The following is a 22,902-nucleotide window of genomic DNA, read 5'->3' as shown; positions in this document are numbered from 1 at the left end:
TGATCCATGCAACTTGACACGCGCCAACTCCGGACAATCCTGCTCATTTTGGGCGTGGTAGTGACGATCCTCGCCATCCTCTGGTTCGCTTTTTTGCGGACCACCTATACGCCAGCATATCAGAACATTCGCGAGGCCGATGCCTCGGCCATTATTGCGGAACTTGATGATGCAGGCATCCCATACCGCTTGGCCAATGAGGGACACGACATCCTTGTGCCGGAAGACCAGGCCGCTGATGCACGCGTGGCAGTAGCCGGATCGAATGTCTCGATGGGGGGAACCGTCGGATTTGAGCTGTTCAATGACAGCGACATGGGCCTCACTGAATTTGCGCAGAAGATCAACTTCCAACGCGCCATGCAAGGCGAGCTATCCCGCACCATCATGATGATGGACGGCATTGAGTTTGCCCGCGTGCACTTGGCCATTCCTGAGCGGAGCGTATTTCGATCTGCGCAAGGCACACCAACGGCTGCTGTCACAATTGAGATGGTTCCGGGTTTTCCTTTGACGCCGCAACGCATTGGCGGTGTACGCCAACTGGTCGCATCCTCAGTTCCTGGCCTATCCACGTTGGATGTGGCGGTTCTCGACGAAAACGGTGATTTGGTGAGTGCATCTGCTGCAGCTTCGAATACGGAAGTCGGTACAGAAGCAAGCGGCGAACAAGGCGTTCTTGAAAACTTATACAAGATCAAAGCCCGTAAAGCGATTGAAGGCGTTCTGCCTGATATGCAGTTTGAGATCCACGTTGCAGCGCGCCCAGCTCAAGCCCGCGCAGCAATAACGTCCACATCAAACGAAGATGAAGTTGAAAGCACTGGTGCGCCAGCATCGCAGGTAGAACTTCGCTCATCGCCAGACCGTGAGACTACCGCGCTGAGAGTACAAGTCCGCACACCTCAATCACTGAGCCGCGAGGAATGTGACCTGATCCAAACCTCCTTAATCGACGAGCTCAATCTTGCCGAGGGTCGCGGAGACATTCTCACCTTCACAACCGGAGCTCTGACAGGTGCGTTGCCTATCGAGCAAACGGCGCAGATCGGTGCCACTCAGAGTTCTGTTCCAGATGCGCCGCAAGCTTCCGGCAGCTGGGGACTTTCTGACAGCATGTTCGAATTGTTACTATCGCGCTGGACCATCATCATGTTCGTACTGCTCGGCATTGTGGCCTTTGTCGTCTGGCCGCGCCGCCGCTTGGCAGACGAAGAAGCGGCAAGTTTCGCAGAAATGTTGAAATCCGCCGCTGGTGATAGGCGGGAGATCTCGCGTGGCTGATACCAACAGCGAATTTTCGGCGCTGCTCGATCGCTTTTCGGGTCTTGGCAAAGCTGATCGCAAGGCCGTTCTTGAAGGCTTCTCCGCTGAAGAGCGCGCTGCTTTTGAAAGCGCGATCGCTGCGGAAGAGGAAGAGCAATCCGCTGAGGAAGAGCGCCAACGTAAGGCAGATCGCCAGTTCATCGGCTATTCGCCCTGGCTTGGCGAGATCGTCGAGAATGCGGTCAAAGGAAGCGAGACTATGCTTGCACCAGAGGCCGCCAAGGCGCTCGCAGCAGAGCACAAGGCAATCACCGCGAGCGAAGCAGTTCAGCCCCGTTCCGGTTGGCGCGGGTTGATTGATCGGGTCACGAATACGCTCGATCCCGCTGCGCAACCAGCCCGAGAGCAGGCCCAGAGACAAATAAAATGAGCGTGCTCAAACCCTCGCAAAGCGGCGCCAGAAATGTCCGCGCGTTCCAATTCGCCAGACCTGCGGCCGAAGACGCGTCTGGCGCCGCTTTGTCGGGAATGCTGGCCGAGAGTTCTCAGCCTCTGGCGAATTCAGACGAAAAAACAGCCATGCACGGCAAGGCAAAGGCTAAATCGAGCAAAGACGAAAGGCTCGCCCTTTCGCGGCGGATCGCGGAGCTTGAGGAAGCCGCCAGGGAAGCCAGCGCCGAACAAGAGAAGGCGCGCCAAGAAGGCATCAAAGAAGGGCGCGAACTTGGCCGGGCGGAAGCGGAAAAGCAGGACGCTGCAAGGCTTCAAGCGCTGCAAGAAACGCTGAAATCTTCTCACTCCGCAATGCTTGAAGAGCTAGCAGCCAAGAACGCGCTTTCGGTCGACATAGCTCGCGCTACGCTCTCTCGAATTTTGGGAGACAGTAGCAACTATGCCGGGATGATCAGCGAGACGGCGACTTATTGGAACAACAAGCTCGCGTCCGCCAGTCTCACAAAAGTGCGCGTCTCCCCTGAAGATTTCGCGGACCCCAGCGCTCTGGAACTTCTCGCTCAGCAATTGGGCAATATGCAGATAAGCCAGGATGAAGCTCTCAAATCCGGCGCATGTCTATTCGACCTAGAGCTCGGCGAAGTGGACGCTTCCCTGCCCGTTCAGGCGGCCAATGCTGATCGGCAATTGCGAGAGTTTAGCTCGGAGGCTCACCAATCGTGAGCGGCCAGGATGCCCTTCTCGAAACACTCAAGGTGAGTGATTTTGCCGAGTTTATCGGCAGCGTCACCGCGATCGGTCAAGGCTCCGTTTCGGCCAGCGGCCCCCTTTGCTCGATTGGTGAAATCTGCCGCATTGGCGAAGGAAAATCCGCACCGCTGGCGGAGGTAGTCGCGGTCGAAAAAAACGGAATTCAGCTCCTGCCACTCGGTTCAATGGAGAACGTTTTACCTGGCGAGAAAGTGCGCAGGTCCGACCTTCATTCAACCTTCCGCGTCGGCGATGTGTTTGCCGGAAGAGCGACCGACGGCTTTGGCGAATGTATCGATGGCGGCGCGCCAATCTTGGCGCCAACGCATGCCAAAACCGCATCAATCAACACATTGGCCAAGACGATTGAGTGCGAGCGCGTACCGACTGGCCTGCGCGCCATCGATGCTCTGTTGCCGATTGCAAAGGGCCAGCGCATTGGCATTTTTGCGGCCAGCGGGGTCGGTAAGACAACCTTGGTCGAACAGCTTTCTAGCCGGATCGAATGCGACCATCTGGTGGCTTGCCTAATTGGCGAGCGCGGGCGCGAGGTTGAGCGGCTGTGGGCTCAGCATCAAAGGAGCGAACGCAGCGACAAAGTCACGCTTGTGGCGGCAACCTCTGATGAAAGCGCAAGCGCGAGGGTGCGCGCCATGCATCAGGCCTTGGCCTTGTGCGAAAACTGGCGCGCAAAGGGCAAGCATGTCGTCCTGTTCGTCGACTCGGTCACGCGGCTCGCGATGGCTTTGCGCGAGATTGGCCTTGCGGCGGGAGAACCACCTTCTGTGCGGTCCTACACGCCAAATGTATTTGCCGCCCTGCCCAGCTTCGTTGAGCGATGCGGCGCGATCAAAGGTGGCGGCGCGATCACCGCGATTTTCACGGTGCTGAGCGAAACCGACGATGTCGATGACCCGATCGTTGAAACGATGAAGTCGATCCTCGACGGCCATATCGTCCTGTCGCGCAAACTGGCTGAAAAAGGGCACTACCCCGCAATTGATATTGCCGCATCGGTCAGCCGTGTGGCCGACCAATTGCTGGACGAGCGCACGCAAGCCGCCGCGCAGAGCATGAAGCGCAGCTTCGCGGAGTTCGAGGGTTCGCGCGCGATGATTGAAAGCGGGATCTATCAGACAGGCTCCAACGCGGACATTGACCGAGCTATATCGCTCCAACCCAAAATCACCGAATTCGTACGCCAGCGCAGTCCGGATCAGAGCTCTCTGAGCGAGGTTGACGCAAAGCTCATGCAATGCGTGAGTGAAGGGATGGTGGTATGACCAGAGCGGCCGAACTCACTCAATTGGTTGCGATGCAATGGCTCAAGAAGCAGCGATGCGGCGGCACCGCAGCGGAGGCACAAAGCGATAGCCAGATCAAAGCGGCGCACGCGGAAGATTTAGATGCTAGAAAACAAGCCACCGAGCGCGCGCTAGAGGGCGTTTTTGCTGCGCGAACATTCTGCCCGGATCGTATGCTTATTGCAGCAGGTCATTTGGCCGAAGCCGAGCATGATTTTGACGCCGCAAAGCAAGAACTCGATCACGCCAAAGAGCATGAATTGGCAGCTCGAAAAGCGTGGCAGGAAGCGGGCTTCCGTCACGATATCCTGACCGGTCAAGCCAGAAAAGCGCTGCGCGAAGAGGCACGCCGTGCGGATGATGCCGCACAGGCGGAGCGCATGTCATTGCGCGCAGCAACACAAAAAGGACCACGGCGATGAATATAGGCCCATCCCTCATGTCAATCTTGCCATCTTCGTACCAAAAGGGGTCGGAAAGAAATGATGGCCGTCTTGGTCAGGACAGCAAGAGGGGAGACGGCTTCGGTCAAATTTATGACCAAACGGGGGCAGGATCCGATGGCAGTGACGCGTACACGCCAGGGGAGCGGGCCGAGCAGCGCCACTTGTCGGCGGTTCGGGCGTTAGACGCAGGAGTAACTTTTGAGTCCGCCGAACTGAAATATAGTTTAGATTTTTCGATTGGCGAACGCGCGGTGTCCTTTCACGCACGGCCGATAGTTGGCCCCGCGAGCGTCGACCCACTTGCCAATCTCGCGATTGATGCGCCCGCCGCAGAACTCAGCACAAGAGCAGAGCCCGCTCGCATACGGGTCGATAACTCGCGTGAGACTAACCTAGGGGCCGCTCATCTTGCGGCCATGGTGCCAACAGCGAGCGATACTGGTAGCGTCTCGAAGATCGCGCCAAGCGTGGCCACCAAAGCTGCGCCAACCGGCCATACCCCTCCACACGGACCCAGCCGAACGGGCACACAGCAAGCTCCATCACAAGCCACTCAGAACCTGCCAAACGCCCGCGCTCATTCGGCCCCTGAGCAGTCCGGGAAGACTACGCACACCAGCCAGCCACAGTCCCAATTGCAGGCTCGCGCTCAGCTATTTGCAAACATTCTTGCCTCAGCAAAAGACTATCGGGTCGCAACGCGCGGTATCCAGCTGAGCGATGCAGAAATAGATCGTCTAGCCACTGATATTCGCGCGGCATTGCGCGGACTTGGCCTCGCCGATCTTCCTGTCATCGTCAGCGGTACTTCGGGAGAGAAGTGACATGCAGGAAGTCACTCCAATCTCACCGCAGCAGCCCGTTCAAGCGCCAGAGCCCGCCACTCAGGGCGGCGATACCAGCGCAACTGACCAGTTCGGTTTGGGCTTCGAAAGCTTGCTTCAAATCGTGCTAACTCAACTTACATATCAAGACCCGCTCGAGCCGATGGACAACTTCGAATTTGTGTCTCAGCTCGCGCAGTTTTCACAAATCCAGCAGACGCAAGAAATGAGCGACAACCTCGAGGTGCTCGTCCGCGCGCAATCGACTGGACAAGCGGCCAATCTACTCGGCCGGACTGTCGATGTCGCTGCGGGATCTGGACAAATTTCTGGCGAGGTTACCGCAGTCGCTTTTCAGGACGGCGCGCCATCGCTGACCATCGAGACCAGCGCCGGGGCAACAATCAGCGGCCTGCCGCTCGGCAATGTTACGCAAATCAGGGAGACACAGTGATGTTCGGCTCAATCTATATCGGCATGTCCGGCCTCAGTGCCTATTCCAAAGGGCTCGAAGCCGTCAGCAACAATGTCAGCAATCTCAATACGCAGGGCTTCAAGGCGAAGGATGTCACCTTCAGCAATGTCTATGGCGTTGGCAGCGAGGGCGGACTTGAATTTGGCAACGGACAGGCCGGCAGCGGGCACGGTGTATCTGTCGATGAGCTCGCGACCAATTTCGATCAGGGTGAGCTTAGGCAAACTGGCCGCGATCTTGACCTCGCGATTGATGGCAATGGCTTCTTTGTGCTGCTCGACGGGAATGATCAGCTTTATGCTCGGACCGGCAGCTTTGCCGTTGATGATGATGGCTATATTGTTCTTCAAGGCTCGGAAAACAGGCTGGCGGTGCTCGATGAGAAAGGCCGCCCAGTTGCGCTGAACATCGATGCCTACCGCACTGATGCTCCCGAGCCTACTCAAACAATCACTTTTGCTGACAACTTATCTTCGACTGCAACCGAGTTTAGCATTCCCGACGTGACAGTCTTTGGACCAAACGGAGAAGAGCAGGTCTGGTCCATTGCATTCGAGCGCCCCGAAACCGTCAGTGACAGATGGTCGGTCACGGTCACAAATGCTGCAGGAGAGGAGATCGGCGTTGAGACCCTGGAGTTCGAAAATGGCCAAATCGCAGCTGGCGGCGGCTTGCTTGAATTTGAAGACGAAGAAAACGACCTCAAGATCACTTTCGACTTTACCGAAAGCGTGACGTCATTCTCATCGGGCTCTGTCTCAACATTGAGAACAAATGACGTTGACGGACACGGCACAGGCGCGCTCGCAACATTGACGGTCAATGATGATGGTCAGCTGGAAATCACCTACAGCAATGAAGAGACGCTTGAGCTTGGCGCCGTTGCCATTGCCGATTTCCGCGACCCTCAAGCTCTGGAGCAACGCGGGAATTCGCTGTTCGCCTATTCGGGCTTTGGCCAAAGGCAGTTCCTTTCTGCCAGCGACAGCCGTGTAGGCTCAATCCTGTCGCAGCGGCTTGAGGCATCCAATGTCGATCTGGGCAACCAGTTTAGTGACCTTATCCTCATCCAGCGCGGTTTCCAGGCCAGCAGCCAGATCATATCGGTAACTAACGATATGATCCAGCAGCTGTTCGGCATTCGAGGCCAGGGATAATGGCTTTGCAAACGAACGCAGTTCCTTGGCTCCCCGCCAGTTGTCTGACCTCTCGGCGAGCGGCCGAGCCGTTTGAGAGAATCGTGACCTCATGGTCGAAAGACTGGTTTGGTCAGAAGGGCTGGCAGGTTCTTGGCACATGGGACGCGGTTGGCCGGCCCAACGCCAAGGACTGGACGGTCTTGCGTGACGCATCGCGGCTCCAGATAAAGGGCAAGGCGATGGCGATGCAGTCGCTTGCGCTCGCCCTCCTCAATTCTAAAAAACATCCGAAATACACTGACCAGGATTTGCGTTTGATGCGCAAGCTCGCCAGCCGAGCATTGGATGATCTGCAGTCGCGGATCGAGCAAAGCCTAGGCAACAGCCAACCGGCAGCATCTGCATATCCCATCGCCGGGGGCGCATCCTATTCCTTGCTGATCGGTATCGTCGGCGGGGCGCAGCTCGCGGTTGAATGCGCAGCGTCGGACCTTGCTCAGATCATCCGGCAAACATTCCCGACAAACCAAGACAACGAGGATGAGCTCAAAGCACGCGAAGATAGTCTACTTGAGCAGAATGTCAGCGTCGCTGCCTCAATTGGAGAAGCGAGCCTCACAATCGAAGAGATCGAAAAACTCGAGGTTGGAGACATCGTGATGCTCGATCGCGCAGCTGACGCGGCCGTCATGCTGACCGTCGAAGATATGCAAACGGACCTCCCCTTTGCCCTTGGCGAAGCGGGCGGAAAAATCACTCTCAAACTGGAGGACCTTTCATGAGCGAGACAACCGATACAAAGAAACCAAAAGCAAAAGTGGGCGAAATCCGCGCCAAGCTGGTCGACCATGTCGAGGTGACTTGCGAGGCAGTGCTCGGCAGCGGCAACATCTCGATTGGCCGCCTCAATGCCATGACCAAGGGCGATGTCATCGCATTGGATCGCAGTCCTGCTGATCCCGTCGAAATCCGCGTGAATGGCAAGATTATTGCCCGAGGCGAAATTGTCACCGTCGATGATAGCTTCGCGGTCCGCCTTACCGAGATAGGCTGAGCTAGCCACGAGCGCCCACGATGTCCATCTTGATGCACCTTAGCGCCGCAGCAGCAGACGCTGCTCCCTTGGCGACTGGCACCGGCCCCGACATTCCGTGGGGACGTGTCCTCCTGGCGTTCCTGTTCTGCGTAGCGCTCGCCATCGCGGCAATCGGTTTCCTCAGAGTGCGCAATGGCATGCCCTTACTACCAGAGGGATTGATGCGGGGAGGCGGCTCCACCAGCGATGGGTTTCCGGGCAAGGCCTCGGAACGGATGCAGATTGTCCAACGCCTCAGCATAACACCGACCAGCCAAATCATCATGCTGAAGCGCGGCAAGCAGAACTACATCCTGCACGTTGGCAACCAGGGCGCAACGGAGATTGATCGCTTCAGCGAGGGGCAAGAGCCCGTCAGCTTCGATGCTGCTATTGGCGAGGCTCAGAAGTGATGATGCGCATAGTTCTTTTGGCGCTAGGGATCGTCGCAAGCGCTGGTTTGGCAAGCCCAGCATTTGCGGCGAGCGCCATCGCAGAGACAGCTCTGAGCGCAGCAACGCCGAGCGATGCGGTTGAGACAGAGGTAACGCGCACCGCGCTAATCCTGACGATGCTAGCTGTGGTGCCCGCTTTTATCGTCACAACTACGAGCTTCCTGCGGATTGTCGTGGTGCTGGCCATGGTCCGTCACGCATTCGGCATGCCGCAGACACCGCCCAACATCGTACTCACAAGTCTCGCCTTGTTCATGACTGCATTTCTGATGGGGCCAACTCTCAATCAAGTGAATGACGCTGGCCTCAGCCCTTTCATGGATGGCACCGCCACCATGGAAGAAGCGATGGAAGGGGCGTCTGGCCCGATTAAGACCTTTATGCTCCGCCACACGCGAGAGCGCGATATTGAATTGGTGTACTCGATCGCCGACACACAAATTCCTGAAACTGCCGAAGAGGTTGAGCTACTTAAGCTCATCCCAGCATTCATTATGAATGAGCTACGCGTTGCCTTCACCATCGGCTTTGTTGTTCTACTACCATTCCTGCTGATCGACTTGGTCGTCGCATCCATCCTGCTTTCGCTGGGCATGATGATGGTTCCGCCTCAAACAATCTCGCTCCCGATCAAGGTGCTGATGTTCATTCTGATCGATGGCTGGAGTCTGGTGATGGAGGGCCTGCTCGGCAGCTTTGGATGACCAGCCAAATGGAGTCAGACAACCACGTCAGACCCCGCGACCGGGCCGTGTCGCAAGGGCTTAGGCTTCTGATCAAGGACGAACGTGCAGAGGCGGCGGCATGGCGAAACTATCAAGACAATCCATCACCCAAGACCCGCGCGAAGCTGTTTGAGCGGTATCAGCCATTTGCTCGCAAGCTGGCGAAACAAGAATGGCACAAGCTAGGCAACTTGGGGCTGGAACTGCCTGACTGCGAGCAACTCGCCTTTGAGGGCTTGCTGCAGTCCATCGACCGTTTCGAGCCGCAAAAGGGTGTGCCCTTCAATGCCTTCGCGCGCCTAAGAATTCGCGGAGCAATCCGAAACACACTCGCAAAAACAACTGATGCAACCGCGCTATACAGCGCGCAAAAGCGGATCGAGCGTGATCGATTTCGTTCGCTCAAGGATGAGGTGAAAACTAATAGCGATGACCCGATTGAGGTGCTGCGGGAACTCGCTGTCGGCATTGCGTTGGGCTTCATGCTTGAAAGCGCTGAGGACGCCGGCCTGGATGCGGTGCCCAGCGATGATCCCTCAGCCTATGAGGCAGCATCTTGGCAGCAACTCGTCAGCGAACTTAACAACAGGCTTGATACACTTCCAGAGCGCGAGCGCGCCATTTTAGAGTATCATTACAAAAAGGACGTCCAATTCTCAGACATTGCTAAGTTGTTTGAGGTGAGCAAGGGACGCATTTCGCAACTTCACAGCCAGGCGCTAAAACGTCTGCGCGCTTCTCTTTCCAAATTTCGCTAAGTCACAGGAAACGCAAGACAATGACCGATCAACTCGCCACTGATGAAGATATCAATGCACTTGTCGCCCTGTTACAGAGCGACGAACGCAACGATCTTAAGTCCATCGATGATCTGTTGGCAAAGCACCCTGATGACCCCCGCCTTCACTTTATGCGCGGTTCGGTCTTAGCTGGCAAAGCGCAGCCACTGGAGGCGCATGGGGCGATGCAGCGCGCAGTTGAGATCGCTCCGGGCTTCGCAATCGCCCGATATCAGTTGGGCTTCTTTGAATTGACCAGCGGCGAAGCAGATCGCGCGCTGTCCACTTGGGGGCCTTTGCTCGCTGAAGCCGACGACAATTACCTGCGGGTCTTTGTGGAGGGGATGACTCACCTGATCCGCGACGAGTTTGAACCAGCCATCGAAAAATTTGAGCACGGTATGCGGCTCAATCAAGAAAATGAGCCCCTGAACAATGACATCAAGTTGTTGATGACGGAAATCGGCAAACTTGCGGATAAGCGCGGGCAAAGCGGAGATGACGATGATGATGGCGACGGAAGCGATTTGTCCGCAACATCGCTTATTCTAGGCCAGTTTGGCGGCAACCGAACAATCAATTGATGGCTCCGCTAGAGAGCACATGGGAACCCTTGTAAAGATGGCATCAGGGACGATCATATGACACGGATCAGCAATACAGAGCAGGTCATGGCGCTGGTCCGCAATCAGCTTCAGCGGATGGCTAAGCGTGAGCGCGCTGATAAGACACAAAAGACTCAGAAAGCCGATGCACGCACGCTAACACAGAGAGAGCGAGTTGTAGCGCTTAACGCCATAAAGGGCCTTTCAGAAGAAGACTTCACTCAGAACTTTGTTCGAGCATTGTTGACGGACGAGCTGGGAGAAAAGGTCAGCCATTCGCCAGAATTTCAGGCGATCGTCGAGCGAACGGCTAAGACTATCCGCGCTGACAAGACGGTGCAGTCACTAATCAAACAAATCCGCGGCCAGGTATAGGTCCCTCTAACTGATTGTGTAGAGACTCAGCTCCTGTCGGGTGGAGCTTCCTCGTTAGGTGTGAGTATGCCTCGCTCTATCAATTCGCGGCGGCGTTCAGCATCTACCGCCGGATCGCTCTTTTGCGGAGGCAAGGAGCTGACTGTTGGCGCGGCAGGCTCAGGCGCAGCGCGTTTCACAAGGGGTTTATCTGCAACCGGGGCTGCTTGGACGGGCTCGCGTTTCCTCGCCTGATCACTTTTTCCCGCACCCTCTGCGGCCTCGCGTTTTCTGCTTTCTTCAGTGGTGTAAGGCAAGACAGTCGGAACTGTCCGCTGTGGCCGCGTTGGCGGCGCAAGTTCCCCGGCAACCCAATCATCGCAATCCACAATCGGAATGGCTTCTACGCCGGAAATGTCGCTCAGGAAGTGTTGGCTATAGCGCGCCATGCGCGCGCCCTCCCCCTGAAATACCCTCGAGCGGTCGGTATCAAAGCCCTTGCTGCGAACGGACAGATTGAGCGCCATCGGGTCAAACGATCCGGAGATCCTCCCCTTGGACAGGTATACGTAAACCTCAGACAAGAGAGTATTGCCTTCCATCCGCTTGGACTCGCCCGGATCAAGCAGACCCCAGCCACGTTTCACCCACCCACGCGATGGGTTTTGGTAGGCATAACTGAATGACACAGGCACCTTGCATCGGTTGACGAAGCGCGCCCTGTACCATTCTGGCTCTGGTGCGGGCGGTGGCGGGATGTACTCTGGCGGAGGCGGAAGCGGCGGCTCAGGCGGGTAAGGTCCGTTCGGATCGCTGTAGTAGCCATTCGGCTGCGCTTGATCTGGATAAGGCTGATCTGGAGACGGGCTCTGCTCAGGCGCACGCTGTGCAATCTGAGGCGGCCGCTCTTGCGGAGTTTGCGCACGCGGTACCTCTTGGCCCCGCTCGATCAGGAAATACGCTCTACAATTGGCACCGCCTCGGCGATGCGACGTGTAGAAATGATAACGGATACCGCGCTCGTTATAAGTCGGCTTGGCGGACCAATCGCCATTGTCAAACGTTTGCCGAGCATAGCCCATCAGATCGTGCCCCAAGCCGAAGACCCTGCTGGCGCCTCTGCCCATCTGTTGAATGAAGCCGCGCTCTGCCTGCGCGTCTTCGCGTATCGTTCCACCTCTAGAGTTCGGCATGCTTGCATTTCTCGCGGTGTTGCCCAGCCTGCCTGCTCCGGTGCTTTTGCCACCGGCCCGCCCTGCAGCGGCAGTTAACGCTGCCATCATCACTTTGGCGACAACTGTGCCGGTCTCGCCTCCTGCATCCTGCTCCCACATGGCGACCCGCAAGGCCAAATCCTGCTGCCGTCCCGTCCACACCATGTTGCGCGTTTTGCGGCTATAGCCGGGCACGACCCCCTTGAATGTGCCTACGCTTGAGCTGCTAATGCCTTGGGTGGCTGGCGCGTTCGTTACAAAGGTAAAGAACACCTCATTGGCAGGACCAACCACGCTATCACGCTGCACGGCAATACAATAAAATCCGCTAAGATAGATCGTCTGGACATACTCACGCCGCTGTGCCTCTGCAGGGGATGCGACGCCTAGCAAGAGTATCGTCAATGCACCTACCGCAATGAATGTGTCCCGTATCATTTGCACGGCATACCACAGCAGTGGCCTAAGTGAGAAACGCGAATGGCCAAGCCACTGCTTTGCTCAAGCGGAACCATTGCAGGCAAACCTCTCGATCGCTCGGTTGCGCGAACTTTCGAGATGAAAACGGTAGCGAGCGCCCACTACGCTGCGAGAGATCTCATCGCGGATCTATCAATAGCGCTAGTCGTTCAATCTTACTTGCTAACTGGCTCGATCAGACTAGCGGGAACTAGCGCGAGAGCGAGGGCATAGTTCCAGTCGCGCCATTTCTTCGGTGAGAAAGACGGTCGCTACAGCCATAATTTGTACGCGGTGCGCGATTCATATGACCCAATCGTGACGATTGGTGATCTACACTGTCACAATTGAACCGCTTGGAATTATTGCACGGTGCAAGTCGAAATGGCATGGAAGGCGCATTCAACATGTAGAACGGATCAGCAGTTATATCGAGAGTTTGGCGATGATCACTCGTTCCACGAGGAGAGTAGCTAAGCTGCTGGGTCCACGGATACCTTCCAGACGGTGCCACTTTCATCACTAGTTACTTCGCTCTTCCCGCCAAGCTGATTGACCAGATCGTCGATGAGCGACAGGCCAAGCCCGTCTATTCTTCGAGTGCCTGGCTGGTGATCGAAGCCAGACCCATCATCCATGACAGTCAGTTGGAAGCCCGAAGTACAGGATTCCAGACGCACATCAATGACCCCGCCCTTATCTTTAAACGCATGCTTATACGCATTTGTGACGAGCTCACTTATCAGTAATCCCAGCGAGGTCAGCTCGCTCACGTCAATCGTCTCACTATCTGTGTGCCAGGTTAGCTCAACATCGTCTCTGCCCAGGCTTTGCTCCAACAGCACCAGCAAATCATCAACAAAAGCGTTTGCATCCACCATAGTGCTGGTGGGAGTTTCCTGCGCATAAATATGGTCGTGGACAAGCGCCATCGTCCGAGCCCGATTGGATGCATCAACTTGCTGCTCCACCGGCTGTTTTGCGCCTTTCTCACGGCGTGCGTCGAGGTTAAGGATGCTGGTCAGCAGTTGCAGATTGTTTTTCGTGCGATGGTGAATTTCGGTCAGGAACACGTCTTTGACTCTGGCTTCGCGTTTTTGCGCGATATAGGCTCGGTATCCTGCCACACCCAACAGTGCGATCGCAATTGCAGCGGCAATGGCGGCAATGAGCTGCAATCGCGATTGTTCTAGCTTTAATTCCGAAATGGTCGCCTCATTTTCCATTCTTTCGAGGAGGAGATCACGGTCACGCACTTCAAACAGAAGCTCGCTATTGACCACGGCACTCATCTTCTCCCGTTCGAACCGCTCACTGCTGAGCTGCAGGGCAACATCGAAATAGCTTGCGGCCTCTTCTCGGCGACCAAGAGCCATAAGCAGCGAACCCATGCTCTGCGCATACTCTTGCGCCCAGAACGTATTGCCGGGATTGTCGAGTAATCCTTCCGCGCCGGTTCCTTCTGGCTCCATTATCGCGCGGGCCTGCTCAAGCGAAATTCTTGCGGCCGCAAGGTTGCGATCTTCAAGGTGCCGAGCTGCCAGCCAGTTCAAGGCTGTGGCAGCCTCCGAGGGATCACGGTGCTCGAGTATCTGGTCAATCGAGCGCTGCGCCATAGGAATAGCCTCAGCTCGGTTCCCTGCTTCAAATAGAGCAACCGCGTTCTGATAATTGATCAGGCCGTCCAATCTGCGCGTTGGCAGTCTGTCGCTATATTCCCGCGCTAGCTCGAATGCTTCGTTAGACTGATCATAGTTCCCCTCGATCGAATGAGCCGTTCCAAGGTTTGTATATGCGGTCGCCAGGCGCTGCTCCTGCTCTGGTGAATGCTCGAGGTAGATCTCAACCGATCTACGATACATCTCGATCGCTTGCTCATTGTCACCCAAATCGGAAAAGATATTACCGATATTGCCATACGCAATGCCGATCGACCCCAGATCGCCAGTCGCTTCGAATTGCTCCAGCGCTTCGCGATATCGAATGATTGCGACGTCATATTCGCCGTCTACTTTTGCCCTTACAGCAAGCGAATTGGTGATATACGGAATGAGCCCAATCGCCTTGGTCTTCTTAGCCAACGATAGGCCTTGCTGAAGGTGCCGCTCCATCACGGCATGGTCGCCGCCGTTCCGGAAAACGCGCGCAGCCATCAGAAATTGAAGGTGCGCCATCGCGAGATCGTCGCCTTGCTGATCGGCGCTAGCAACCAAACCATCAACCTTCTGCGTTAACTCATCACCGGGTCCTATCGCGGAGTAGCGCGCAGCATATGCGGCCAGTGGCAAAGCAATATCTTCAGGCAGGCCATCGACCACGGAGTCGATCTCTGCCGGGGCGATGTAATCGGGCAAATTCCGCGCGTAGTGCCGCACAATGCGCGTCTGATCTGCTCTCGGCAGGCTGAGCAATTCATCAATGCATGGCTTACCGGCTGCTAATCGATCCGGCCCGCGCGGAGGCAGCTTCTCAAGCAGGTCATCGCATGCTGAACTGGCTTGAGCGACATTAGGAACAACGGCGATGGCAAGGAGCATCGACCCGAGCATCGCGGAGCAAAATCGCCCGAGCTGAAAAAGACATCTTGCCTTCTTCACACATTCACCTCTTTAACTGAATGGAGTAAATGTCCGGACAAATTATTGCAGTCAATCGATTGGGTTACAACACAATTGTGCGGAAGAAGGGCTCATCAAGAAAAGGCGGACACCCGGCGCTGGTCGGTGAGTGGGAGAATGCGCCGGGTGCCCTTTTTGCCTGTTGGTACCGGAAAGGCAGCTACAGCACCTAGGGCAAACTCAATGGGGTATGCTCTGCTTCATCGGATGTTCCGCGCGATATGTTGCGATCGCAAGTAGCCAAGGCAGAATTGGACGGCTTGTGTCACAAGTGTGGAACTTGTCGGCGATCGACCGAAGAGTTTCGTCGACCGCGACTAGCGCAGCATCATCAGTCATTAGCCGCGAGAAAAACAGCTCAAGGCAGGTTGAAAACTCCTCTAGCAATTGCCCGAAAGCTGGCACATCTCCTCGCATTGAGCGGGCGGTCAGAGACTTCCAATGCCGAGGATCTTCGCAAACCGTAACAACATCGATTGAGCGCAGGGCATCCCAATCGGGTTGTCGCTGTTTTTGGGGAGAGTGATAGGGTTTGCGCTGTTCTATGATGAGCTCGCCCCATGCAGATGAGCGTGAATTTGCACTATCAGAAACGAATTGCGTCGCCATGCTTTCCTCCTCAAAAATTCCAAATCGGACTTTCGGAGAGTGGTTTCGCAACAAATGACGTTCTAGTATTTCCGATTCCCCCAAGAATTATTCAATTCCTGCGCCGGTTTGGGCGTATTACCTTGCGAATTCCAACGAAGTCCTTTCGAGTATTATGGCGGTTATGCCTGGGAACTACCGAGCTAAATGGAGCCACGAGATGCTGCGGATTCTGGTTGTTGAGAACGAGCGAATTATGGCGCGTGACCTGAGAGAGATCCTCATTTCTCTCGGGCACGAGGTAGTTGGATTGGCCACAAATTTTGTTGACGCAGTGGCCCTCGCATCGGAGCACACACCAGATCTGGCGCTGCTAGATATTCACATAGATGGCGAGCGAGACGGCATCGCACTGGCGACGGAATTGCGAGAAGATCATGTAATGGCAATCGCATTTCTGACAAGCCATGCGGACCATGAAACGGTGCTCAAAACGGCAATCGTGCGTCCCAATGGATATCTCATAAAGCCGTTTGATACTGCCTCGGTTGATGCGCTTGTGAATACCGCGATGGCCAACTTCTCCATTGCTACGGCGCAGATCGATAGCGGGAAAATTACTGCCAGTCCGAAAGCTCTATCGACAGACAATCGTGACAAGGCTGAGCAGTATATCGACAAGCATCTCGACAAGCCGATCAGCGTCGAGCAATTAGCTGAGCTGTGTGATCTAAGCGTTTCGGAATTCTCGCGGCAGTTCCGCGTTAGTTTTGGCGCGCCGCCTCACAAATATATGATCGCTGAGCGTATCAACGAAGCCAAGCGGCTGCTCCGAAACACAGATTGGCCAATCGCAGAAATCGCCCTTTCAGTCGGCTTTTCCAACCAAGCTCACTTTACGTCAGCTTTCCGCAAGGCGGCTGAGACTACACCATCCCAATATCGCCGATTTGCGCAGTCGTAGCTAAGGACGGGCCATCTGGTTTTGCATTGCGACTGATAGATGGCGGGTGCGGTTGTCCATCGGCGCTGCTACCAGCACGCCCATGCATTGCTCGGCCCTAGTCAGTCCGCGTTAATTGGCCTCCACCGCCGTGCGGTCCAAACCTGCGATCTAGGGATAGCAGGGGAAGTACTTGTAAATGTTCACGGAACTGTGCGCTCCGCTTGAAGGCGCTGCATTCGCAGCAACCAGCATCGCACGCGAGCAATGAAGCGTATTTCTTGCCTAGCTTTTTGCAGAGGATGACCAAACTCGGATCAATCGCTCACCCATACTATTGGTAGCGGAGGAGGGACTTGAACCCCCGACACGCGGATTATGATTCCGCTGCTCTAACCAGCTGAGCTACTCCGCCCCAATTGAGGTACGCTGCGGCGTTTGCGGCAAGCGAGCGGCGCGTTTAGGGCGCGGCGCGCGAGCGGTCAACCATTTGTGTGGCTAGTTTGTTTGCGTATCCGCTTTGATCGTCGCCGCTTGGTTCATTCTGGATACTTTTGCCGCGAGCCCTCGGTTAAGCGCGCTTGCAATGGCGTTGCCAACTTCAGGCACTTCGCGCGAGAAATGGCCCAGTGCATCGCGGTCAAATTGGGCGATACGCATTGGCCGGTTGGCAGTGACGGTCGCACTTGCCTTCTCGCCAGAAATCAAGCTCATTTCTCCGGCGAAATCGCCTGCGCCGCAAACACCGACAAGCCGCCCGTCATGCTCAATTTCAGCGCTGCCGCTGGCGATGTAAACAAGCGGCGGGTCGCTTTGCCCTTGCGTCATCAACACCTCACCCTCAGTCAATTCTCGCCAAGCCAGCAAATCGCGCAACCGGTTGCGCTGCCCCGGATTATCAACGCCTAACACTTGCGCAAACAAGGCCTGCTCGTCGACCAGCAGGTTGCCCTTGCGCGCGCGGCTAATGAGGATGCCGAGTTGCATGCCATTGGCCACCACAAACAGCCCCGCGAGGATAAATTCAAACGGCCCATCACCCCTTAAGCCGAAATAAGCGAGCGCCGCGAGCCCGCCCAAGAGTGCGAATATCCGCAGCGCCCTGATCGAGGTCATCAAAACCGCAATGATCAGCAGAATACCCGCCAAATATCCCAATATAGATAGCGTTTCGCCCATCCTCACACACTCCCCAGCTTTCGCAGGTTTATAGCAGCTTATCACGCAAGCTCGAAGCCCATAAGTTGGATGTGCTTAGCGCGCCGCGCCGCGAAAGGCGAAGCGCCGAACGAAGTCCCATGGCCCGCCGCGATATCGGTGAAGCGCGAAGCCAGAAAAGCGGAATTCGCGCGGCTCCACCGTAAACTCGAGGACTTGCTGCAGCGCCTTGGCCTCTTTTGCAGTCACTTTGTTCTGAACCGTGACATGCAGGCGCGGGCGATGCTGATCCTGCTGTGTCAAGAGCCCGTGAAACCGGTCCGCAATCTGATCACGCAGCGTGAGCATATCAGGGCTTGTTAGCTTGAGCGCGGTTCCCCCGCCTAGCGACATGACGCCTTCCAAATGCGCCTCAACCGGAGCAAACTCGCCGACAAGTTGCTTGAGATAGTCACACGCCTCCTCCTCACATTGCGCGGGCAAAGCGTGGAACAGTGTGACATGCGCTTCGAGGAAATTGCGGTCCGGTGGGAAGTGCTTCGTGCGCAGGCGCGTCGCCCAGCTATGCAGATCTTTGGGCAGCTCGGCGGTCATGATGAGCGGCGCATCTCCCACAGCCTCCGCCACACTCAAATCCCGTTTTGCGCGCGGAACTCACGCCATTTGGCAACATTGCGATTATGCTCTTCCAGCGTTTTAGCAAAGACATGGCCGCCGCTACCATCGGCGACATAGTAGAGCGCCTCGGTTTCTTCGGGATCAAGCGCAGCGGCAATCGCTGCACGACTCGGGTTGGTAATCGGCCCGACCGGCAGACCAGCAATGGCGCGCGTGTTATAAGGATTGGGATCGCGCAGCTCAGACACGCGGATCATCCGCCCCAGCGGTTTGCCTTTGGTGATGGGATAGATCGTGGTCGCATCCGCACCCAGCTTCATGCCAATCCGAATCCGGTTGGACAGGACGCCGGATACTTTGCGCAGCTCACTCTTGTCGGCGGTTTCCTTCTCGATGATCGAGGCGAGTATCACTGCCTCTTCTATGCTGGACACGGCAGCGCGGTCGCTACGCTTTTCCCATGCCTCGTCGAGATAGCTATCCATCGCCGCGCGCATGCGGTTGAGCACCGCCTCGCGGCTTTCACCGCGCGCATAATCATACGTGTCGGGCATAATCGAGCCCTCGGGCGGTGCTGAGATCTCGCCAGACAGCAGTTCGACCGCTTCAAGACGTTCGAGCACCATGATCGAGGGCATGCCCTCAGGGATCGTCACAAACCGGCGAACGGTCTGCCCATCTTGCAAGGTCGCAACGATAGCGGACGGGCTCGCACCGCCAGGAAGCAGAAATTCGCCGGCCTTAATGCCGTCGCTGCTTCCGAGGAGCTTCGCGCGCAGTAAGAACGCATCGGCATCGTCAATATACCCCTTTTCCTCCAGATCGCGCGCGATTGAGGTCAGCGTCGCGCCGCTGGGCACGGTGTATTGCGTGTCTTCGGCTAGATTGCTGGGACTAGTCCAAGGCAGGATCAGCCAGCCAAGGCCAGCGAGCGCGCCCAAAATGAGCAGCGCGGCGACCATCAAGCCGCCCTTGCGCATCTTAATCCACCTTCTGCATAATCAGGCTGGCATTGGTGCCGCCAAAGCCGAAGCTATTGTTGAGCACGGCATTCACCTCACGCTCGCGGGCCTTCAGCGGGACCAGATCAACGCCTTCTGTGCCGTCGTCGGGGTTATGCAGGTTCAGCGTTGGCGGAACCACGCTGTCGCGCATCGCCAGCACGCAGAAGATGGCCTCCACCGCGCCTGCCCCGCCCAGCAAGTGGCCAATGGCGGATTTGGTTGAGCTCATCGAAGCCCCGCCCAGATCTTTGCCCAGCACGCGCATGACGGCTGCGAGCTCAATCGTGTCAGCCATGGTCGAAGTTCCGTGCGCATTGACGTAATCGATATCGCCCGCGTTCTTTCCCGCCTTCTTCAGCGCCATTTCCATCGCCAATTGCGCGCCCAGCCCATCGGGGTGCGGCGCCGTGACGTGATAGGCATCGCCGGAGAGGCCATAGCCGGTCACTTCGCCATAAATCTTCGCGCCGCGCGCCTTGGCGTGCTCATATTCCTCAAGCACCATCACGCCGGCACCCTCGCCCATCACAAAGCCATCGCGGTCTTTGTCGTATGGGCGGCTTGCCTCGGTCGGGCGGTCATTCATGCTCATGTTGAGCGCACGTGCCTGCGCAAACCCAGCTATGCCGAGCGGATTAACGGTGCTCTCTGCTCCGCCCGCTAGCATAATATCAGCATCATCGTCGCGGATCATGCGAGCAGCATCGCCAATTGAGTGCGCGCCAGTGGAACAGGCTGTCACAACCGCATGGTTTGGTCCCATAAAGCCGTATTTGATCTGAACCTGGCCGGTGACCAGATTGATCAGTCGTCCGTGGACAAAATGTGGGCTGACCCGGCCCGGTCCGCGCTCATGCAAGACAATCGATTCTTTCTCGATACCCGGCAATCCGCCAATGCCCGAACCAATAGAGCAGCCGATACGGCGCTTCATCACCTCAGGCAAATCACCGTCCAGACCGGCATCTTCAATCGCCTGACCAGCGGCATCAATGCCGTAAATGATAAACGGATCGACTTGCCGCTGCACCTTGTGATCAACCCGCTTATCCGGGTCAAAGCCCCAAGCGTGGTCCTTGTCCTTGACCTCGCAAGCAATGGTGCATTTCTGTCCCTCAGGGTCGAATTTCGTGATTGTTCCCGCGCCGCTTTCGCCCGCGATCAGGTTTTTCCACGTTGTTTCGACATCGCCGCCCAAAGGGGTGACCAGGCCCAGACCAGTTATGACCACTCGGCGCATTAATATCTCCGCAAAAACAACAACAGGCCCGGCCCTATGCCGGGTCGGGCCTGTCAGTCCCCGCTAGCTATGCTGCGGGTTGAGCTGGATGGGCAGATCAGCCCTGATGCTCTTCGATAAATTTGGTCGCGTCGCCCACGGTTGAGATTTTCTCAGCCGCATCATCAGGAATTTCAACGCCGAATTCTTCTTCGAACGCCATAACGAGCTCGACAATGTCGAGGCTGTCAGCGCCCAGATCATCAATGAAGCTGGCTTCCTGGGTAACTTTGTCGCCTTCAACACCAAGGTGCTCAACAACAATTTTCTGCACGCGGTCGGCAGTATCGCTCATATTTTTCCCTCTTCGAAAATGGGGGTTTGTGAATTGCCATTTGCCCTAATCAACGGTGGACGCGCTGGCAAGTACCCCCTTATGCAAAAGCGTAAGACGCTGGATAAGTCGGTACACTCAAGACAAAATTCAAGCGCAATTGGCCCAAATTTGTTGGTTTGCTTAGTTGCCCTCTGTCTTCGGCGGCTCGACCACGCGCAATGATAGCTCACGCAATTGCGCCAGCTCAGCCTTACTCGGCGCGCTCATCATCAGGTCTTCACCCTTCTGATTCATCGGGAAAGCGATCACTTCGCGGATTGCCTCTTCACCGGCCAGCAGCATTACAATCCGGTCAATCCCCGGCGCAGACCCGCCATGCGGCGGCGCACCCAGCTTAAATGCTTCGATCATGCCGCCAAATTCGCGGTCGACATCTTCCTTAGAATAGCCAGCAACTTCAAAGGCTTTGTACATGATGTCCGGGCGGTGGTTCCGGATTGCGCCGGAGCTGAGCTCATAGCCATTACAGACAATGTCATACTGCCACGCGAGGATATCGAGCGGATCTTTGCTCTCTAGCGCTTCCATTTCGCCTTGCGGCATGGAAAACGGATTGTGTGAGAAGTCGATCTTTTTGGCTTCCTCATCATATTCAAACATGGGGAAATCAACGATCCAGCAGAACTTGAAGCAGTCCTCTTCGATCAGGCCCAATTGCTCACCAACCTGCGTGCGTGCCGCGCCGGCTAGCTTGGCTGCGTCTTTCTCTTTGCCGGCGGCAAAGAAAAGGCCATCGTCCTGGCCAAGGCCGAGCTCATCATAGAGCTGAGCCATCAAGTCCGGCCCGTGGTTCTTGGCAATCGGCCCGCCAAATTCACCGCCTTTGCGGGTGACATAACCAAGTCCCGCAAAGCCCTCTTTGCGCGCCCAATTGTTCATATCATCGAAGAACTTGCGGCTCTTCTCATTGGTTTTCGGCGCGGGCACTACGCGGACAACCCCGCCGCCGCCCACGATCTTTTCAAACAAGCCAAACCCGGATTTTTCAAAGTGGCTGGTGACGTCTGAAATGATCAGCGGGTTGCGCAGATCAGGCTTGTCGCTGCCATATTTCAGCATCGCCTCAGCATAGGGAATGCGCGGGAAATCGCCGCTCGCGGTCACCGCTTTGCCATCAGCAAATTCAGCAAACACGCCCGCCAGAACTGGTTCCAAAGTCTGGAACACGTCTTCTTGCGTCACAAAGCTCATTTCAAAGTCGAGCTGATAGAACTCCAAGCTCCGGTCAGCGCGCAGATCTTCATCGCGGAAACATGGCGCGATTTGGAAATAGCGGTCAAAGCCTGACACCATGAGCATCTGTTTGAACATTTGCGGCGCCTGCGGCAACGCATAGAAATTGCCCGGATGCATGCGCGAGGGCACGAGAAAATCGCGTGCACCCTCGGGGCTCGACGCAGTCAGGATCGGCGTTTGAAACTCGGTGAAACCTTGGTCAATCATACGCTTGCGGATCGAGGTGATAACCTGAGAGCGCAGCATAATATTGCGGTGCATGGTTTCGCGGCGCAGATCGAGGAAGCGATACTTGAGGCGAATGTCCTCTGGATAATCCTGCTCGCCTGCGACCGGCATGGGAAGCTCTTCCGCCGCGCTTTGCACTGTGGCTGAACGCGCGAACACTTCGATTTCGCCAGTTGGCAGATTAGCGTTAACAGTGTCGCCGCTGCGCGCTTTCACTTCGCCATCAATCGTAATGACGCTTTCCAACTTAAGCCCGTCGAGCAGTTTCAGCGCCTCGCTATCTTCATCAGCAACAATCTGCGTGATGCCATAGTGATCGCGCAGGTCGACAAAGAGCACGCCGCCATGGTCGCGCTTCTTATGCACCCAGCCCGAAAGCCGAACGGTTTCGCCGACATTTGCCTTGGTCAGCTGTGCGCAGTTGTGGGTACGATAAGCGTGCATCTAAAATCTTTCCAATTTTGGAGCTATGGCGCTAGGGCTCGCCTCACCAAAGGGATGCGAGTCCCGCGTTAAGTCGCGCCTTATAACTATAGGGCGCGCTAACAGGGCAACAGGCTTGTTTTGTCA

The 22,902-nt window shown here is 56.2% G+C and carries 25 protein-coding genes and 1 tRNA gene; 16 read left to right on the top strand and 10 right to left on the bottom strand.

The genetic code is table 11. The features are described from left to right. The first annotated feature begins 6 nt into the window (after window positions 1-6). The 15 genes from fliF (at window position 7) to ACFCXQ_RS09200 (ending at window position 10,671) form a co-directional block, all read left to right on the top strand. Window positions 7-1,284, top strand: coding sequence for a flagellar basal-body MS-ring/collar protein FliF (gene fliF / locus ACFCXQ_RS09270; protein WP_379549939.1), 1,278 nt, complete (start codon window positions 7-9; stop codon window positions 1,282-1,284). Then, entirely contained in the window at window positions 1,277-1,696 is a 420-nt protein-coding gene (locus ACFCXQ_RS09265) for a hypothetical protein (protein WP_379549937.1), read from the top strand. The genes fliF and ACFCXQ_RS09265 overlap by 8 nt, the downstream gene beginning before the upstream one ends. Next, entirely contained in the window at window positions 1,693-2,442 is a 750-nt protein-coding gene (locus tag ACFCXQ_RS09260; protein WP_379549935.1) for a hypothetical protein, read from the top strand. The genes ACFCXQ_RS09265 and ACFCXQ_RS09260 overlap by 4 nt, the downstream gene beginning before the upstream one ends. After that, the gene (locus ACFCXQ_RS09255; RefSeq protein ID WP_379549933.1) at window positions 2,439-3,752 is read left to right on the top strand and encodes a FliI/YscN family ATPase; all 1,314 of its coding nucleotides are present in this window, start codon (window positions 2,439-2,441) and stop codon (window positions 3,750-3,752) included. Before ACFCXQ_RS09260 ends, ACFCXQ_RS09255 begins: the two co-directional genes overlap by 4 nt. Further along, complete coding sequence (locus ACFCXQ_RS09250) at window positions 3,749-4,195, top strand: hypothetical protein (RefSeq protein WP_379549931.1); 447 nt, start codon at window positions 3,749-3,751, stop codon at window positions 4,193-4,195. Before ACFCXQ_RS09255 ends, ACFCXQ_RS09250 begins: the two co-directional genes overlap by 4 nt. Window positions 4,196-4,470: 275 nt before the next feature. After that, window positions 4,471-5,043 (top strand): hypothetical protein, encoded by a 573-nt coding sequence (locus ACFCXQ_RS09245; protein WP_379549929.1) that lies wholly within the window; start codon window positions 4,471-4,473, stop codon window positions 5,041-5,043. Window position 5,044: 1 nt separating this feature from the next. Then, window positions 5,045-5,497, top strand: coding sequence for a flagellar hook assembly protein FlgD (locus ACFCXQ_RS09240; RefSeq protein WP_379549927.1), 453 nt, complete (start codon window positions 5,045-5,047; stop codon window positions 5,495-5,497). Next, window positions 5,497-6,675 carry a flagellar basal-body rod protein FlgF gene (gene flgF / locus ACFCXQ_RS09235; protein WP_379549925.1) on the top strand — a complete coding sequence of 393 codons (1,179 nt, stop codon included), beginning with the start codon at window positions 5,497-5,499 and terminating at the stop codon, window positions 6,673-6,675. Before ACFCXQ_RS09240 ends, flgF begins: the two co-directional genes overlap by 1 nt. Window positions 6,676-6,758: 83 nt before the next feature. Continuing rightward, a complete protein-coding gene (locus ACFCXQ_RS09230) occupies window positions 6,759-7,439 on the top strand; it encodes a flagellar motor switch protein FliM (protein WP_379549924.1) in 681 nt (226 codons plus the stop codon). Continuing rightward, window positions 7,436-7,711 (top strand): FliM/FliN family flagellar motor switch protein, encoded by a 276-nt coding sequence (locus tag ACFCXQ_RS09225; RefSeq protein WP_379549922.1) that lies wholly within the window; start codon window positions 7,436-7,438, stop codon window positions 7,709-7,711. Before ACFCXQ_RS09230 ends, ACFCXQ_RS09225 begins: the two co-directional genes overlap by 4 nt. A gap of 20 nt (window positions 7,712-7,731) precedes the next feature. Continuing rightward, window positions 7,732-8,145: a hypothetical protein gene (locus ACFCXQ_RS09220; protein ID WP_379549920.1), complete on the top strand. Its 414-nt coding sequence runs from the start codon at window positions 7,732-7,734 to the stop codon at window positions 8,143-8,145. Next, complete coding sequence (gene fliP, locus ACFCXQ_RS09215) at window positions 8,145-8,891, top strand: flagellar type III secretion system pore protein FliP (protein ID WP_379549918.1); 747 nt, start codon at window positions 8,145-8,147, stop codon at window positions 8,889-8,891. Before ACFCXQ_RS09220 ends, fliP begins: the two co-directional genes overlap by 1 nt. After that, the gene (locus tag ACFCXQ_RS09210) at window positions 8,888-9,670 is read left to right on the top strand and encodes a sigma-70 family RNA polymerase sigma factor (protein ID WP_379549916.1); all 783 of its coding nucleotides are present in this window, start codon (window positions 8,888-8,890) and stop codon (window positions 9,668-9,670) included. The genes fliP and ACFCXQ_RS09210 overlap by 4 nt, the downstream gene beginning before the upstream one ends. Before the next feature lie 20 nt (window positions 9,671-9,690). After that, on the top strand, window positions 9,691-10,275 hold the full coding sequence (locus ACFCXQ_RS09205) for a tetratricopeptide repeat protein (protein WP_379549914.1): 585 nt from the start codon (window positions 9,691-9,693) through the stop codon (window positions 10,273-10,275). Window positions 10,276-10,332: 57 nt separating this feature from the next. Further along, window positions 10,333-10,671, top strand: coding sequence for a hypothetical protein (locus ACFCXQ_RS09200; RefSeq protein ID WP_379549912.1), 339 nt, complete (start codon window positions 10,333-10,335; stop codon window positions 10,669-10,671). A gap of 26 nt (window positions 10,672-10,697) precedes the next feature. Here the strand turns inward: ACFCXQ_RS09200 and ACFCXQ_RS09195 are convergent, their stop codons facing one another. The 3 genes from ACFCXQ_RS09195 to ACFCXQ_RS09185 all read right to left on the bottom strand — a co-directional run bounded on the left by ACFCXQ_RS09195 (window position 10,698) and on the right by ACFCXQ_RS09185 (window position 15,550). Further along, window positions 10,698-12,302, bottom strand: coding sequence for a hypothetical protein (locus tag ACFCXQ_RS09195; RefSeq protein WP_379549910.1), 1,605 nt, complete (start codon window positions 12,300-12,302; stop codon window positions 10,698-10,700). A 494-nt stretch (window positions 12,303-12,796) separates the two neighbouring features. Beyond that, entirely contained in the window at window positions 12,797-14,860 is a 2,064-nt protein-coding gene (locus ACFCXQ_RS09190) for a tetratricopeptide repeat protein (RefSeq protein ID WP_379549909.1), read from the bottom strand. Between the two features lie 261 nt (window positions 14,861-15,121). Further along, entirely contained in the window at window positions 15,122-15,550 is a 429-nt protein-coding gene (locus ACFCXQ_RS09185; protein WP_379549907.1) for a hypothetical protein, read from the bottom strand. 199 nt (window positions 15,551-15,749) lie between these two features. Between ACFCXQ_RS09185 and ACFCXQ_RS09180 the strand changes: the two genes are divergently transcribed. Continuing rightward, on the top strand, window positions 15,750-16,493 hold the full coding sequence (locus tag ACFCXQ_RS09180; RefSeq protein WP_379549905.1) for a helix-turn-helix domain-containing protein: 744 nt from the start codon (window positions 15,750-15,752) through the stop codon (window positions 16,491-16,493). Window positions 16,494-16,810: 317 nt separating this feature from the next. Here the strand turns inward: ACFCXQ_RS09180 and ACFCXQ_RS09175 are convergent. The 7 genes from ACFCXQ_RS09175 to aspS form a co-directional block, all read right to left on the bottom strand. Beyond that, a tRNA-Met gene (locus tag ACFCXQ_RS09175) sits at window positions 16,811-16,887 on the bottom strand. An 83-nt stretch (window positions 16,888-16,970) separates the two neighbouring features. Beyond that, window positions 16,971-17,651, bottom strand: a complete 681-nt coding sequence (locus ACFCXQ_RS09170) for a Crp/Fnr family transcriptional regulator (protein ID WP_379549903.1) — start codon at window positions 17,649-17,651, stop codon at window positions 16,971-16,973. A 75-nt stretch (window positions 17,652-17,726) separates the two neighbouring features. Continuing rightward, entirely contained in the window at window positions 17,727-18,224 is a 498-nt protein-coding gene (locus ACFCXQ_RS09165; protein ID WP_379549901.1) for a 2'-5' RNA ligase family protein, read from the bottom strand. A gap of 35 nt (window positions 18,225-18,259) precedes the next feature. Continuing rightward, window positions 18,260-19,228, bottom strand: a complete 969-nt coding sequence (gene mltG, locus ACFCXQ_RS09160; protein ID WP_379549899.1) for an endolytic transglycosylase MltG — start codon at window positions 19,226-19,228, stop codon at window positions 18,260-18,262. A 1-nt stretch (window position 19,229) separates the two neighbouring features. Continuing rightward, window positions 19,230-20,492, bottom strand: coding sequence for a beta-ketoacyl-ACP synthase II (gene fabF / locus ACFCXQ_RS09155; protein WP_379549897.1), 1,263 nt, complete (start codon window positions 20,490-20,492; stop codon window positions 19,230-19,232). Window positions 20,493-20,589: 97 nt separating this feature from the next. Then, window positions 20,590-20,826 carry an acyl carrier protein gene (locus tag ACFCXQ_RS09150; protein ID WP_379549895.1) on the bottom strand — a complete coding sequence of 79 codons (237 nt, stop codon included), beginning with the start codon at window positions 20,824-20,826 and terminating at the stop codon, window positions 20,590-20,592. 162 nt (window positions 20,827-20,988) lie between these two features. Next, window positions 20,989-22,776: an aspartate--tRNA ligase gene (gene aspS, locus ACFCXQ_RS09145; RefSeq protein ID WP_379549893.1), complete on the bottom strand. Its 1,788-nt coding sequence runs from the start codon at window positions 22,774-22,776 to the stop codon at window positions 20,989-20,991. Window positions 22,777-22,902: the final 126 nt, after the last annotated feature.

The organism is Qipengyuania rhodophyticola (genome assembly GCF_042493225.1).
Classification (GTDB): domain Bacteria; phylum Pseudomonadota; class Alphaproteobacteria; order Sphingomonadales; family Sphingomonadaceae; genus Erythrobacter.
The sequence above is the reverse complement of the archived record's forward strand: the minus strand, read 5'-3'. Positions and strand labels throughout refer to the sequence as shown.

Coding starts and splice junctions, on each gene's coding strand:
- fliF (WP_379549939.1), top strand. CDS start 7: ATGCAACTTGACACGCGCCAACTCCGGACAATCCTGCTCATTTTGGGC.
- ACFCXQ_RS09260 (WP_379549935.1), top strand. CDS start 1,693: ATGAGCGTGCTCAAACCCTCGCAAAGCGGCGCCAGAAATGTCCGCGCG.
- ACFCXQ_RS09250 (WP_379549931.1), top strand. CDS start 3,749: ATGACCAGAGCGGCCGAACTCACTCAATTGGTTGCGATGCAATGGCTC.
- ACFCXQ_RS09240 (WP_379549927.1), top strand. CDS start 5,045: ATGCAGGAAGTCACTCCAATCTCACCGCAGCAGCCCGTTCAAGCGCCA.
- flgF (WP_379549925.1), top strand. CDS start 5,497: ATGTTCGGCTCAATCTATATCGGCATGTCCGGCCTCAGTGCCTATTCC.
- ACFCXQ_RS09225 (WP_379549922.1), top strand. CDS start 7,436: ATGAGCGAGACAACCGATACAAAGAAACCAAAAGCAAAAGTGGGCGAA.
- ACFCXQ_RS09220 (WP_379549920.1), top strand. CDS start 7,732: ATGTCCATCTTGATGCACCTTAGCGCCGCAGCAGCAGACGCTGCTCCC.
- fliP (WP_379549918.1), top strand. CDS start 8,145: ATGATGCGCATAGTTCTTTTGGCGCTAGGGATCGTCGCAAGCGCTGGT.
- ACFCXQ_RS09210 (WP_379549916.1), top strand. CDS start 8,888: ATGACCAGCCAAATGGAGTCAGACAACCACGTCAGACCCCGCGACCGG.
- ACFCXQ_RS09205 (WP_379549914.1), top strand. CDS start 9,691: ATGACCGATCAACTCGCCACTGATGAAGATATCAATGCACTTGTCGCC.
- ACFCXQ_RS09200 (WP_379549912.1), top strand. CDS start 10,333: ATGACACGGATCAGCAATACAGAGCAGGTCATGGCGCTGGTCCGCAAT.
- ACFCXQ_RS09195 (WP_379549910.1), bottom strand. CDS start 12,302: ATGATACGGGACACATTCATTGCGGTAGGTGCATTGACGATACTCTTG.
- ACFCXQ_RS09190 (WP_379549909.1), bottom strand. CDS start 14,860: ATGCTCCTTGCCATCGCCGTTGTTCCTAATGTCGCTCAAGCCAGTTCA.
- ACFCXQ_RS09185 (WP_379549907.1), bottom strand. CDS start 15,550: ATGGCGACGCAATTCGTTTCTGATAGTGCAAATTCACGCTCATCTGCA.
- ACFCXQ_RS09180 (WP_379549905.1), top strand. CDS start 15,750: ATGCTGCGGATTCTGGTTGTTGAGAACGAGCGAATTATGGCGCGTGAC.
- ACFCXQ_RS09170 (WP_379549903.1), bottom strand. CDS start 17,651: ATGGGCGAAACGCTATCTATATTGGGATATTTGGCGGGTATTCTGCTG.
- ACFCXQ_RS09165 (WP_379549901.1), bottom strand. CDS start 18,224: ATGACCGCCGAGCTGCCCAAAGATCTGCATAGCTGGGCGACGCGCCTG.
- mltG (WP_379549899.1), bottom strand. CDS start 19,228: ATGCGCAAGGGCGGCTTGATGGTCGCCGCGCTGCTCATTTTGGGCGCG.
- fabF (WP_379549897.1), bottom strand. CDS start 20,492: ATGCGCCGAGTGGTCATAACTGGTCTGGGCCTGGTCACCCCTTTGGGC.
- ACFCXQ_RS09150 (WP_379549895.1), bottom strand. CDS start 20,826: ATGAGCGATACTGCCGACCGCGTGCAGAAAATTGTTGTTGAGCACCTT.
- aspS (WP_379549893.1), bottom strand. CDS start 22,776: ATGCACGCTTATCGTACCCACAACTGCGCACAGCTGACCAAGGCAAAT.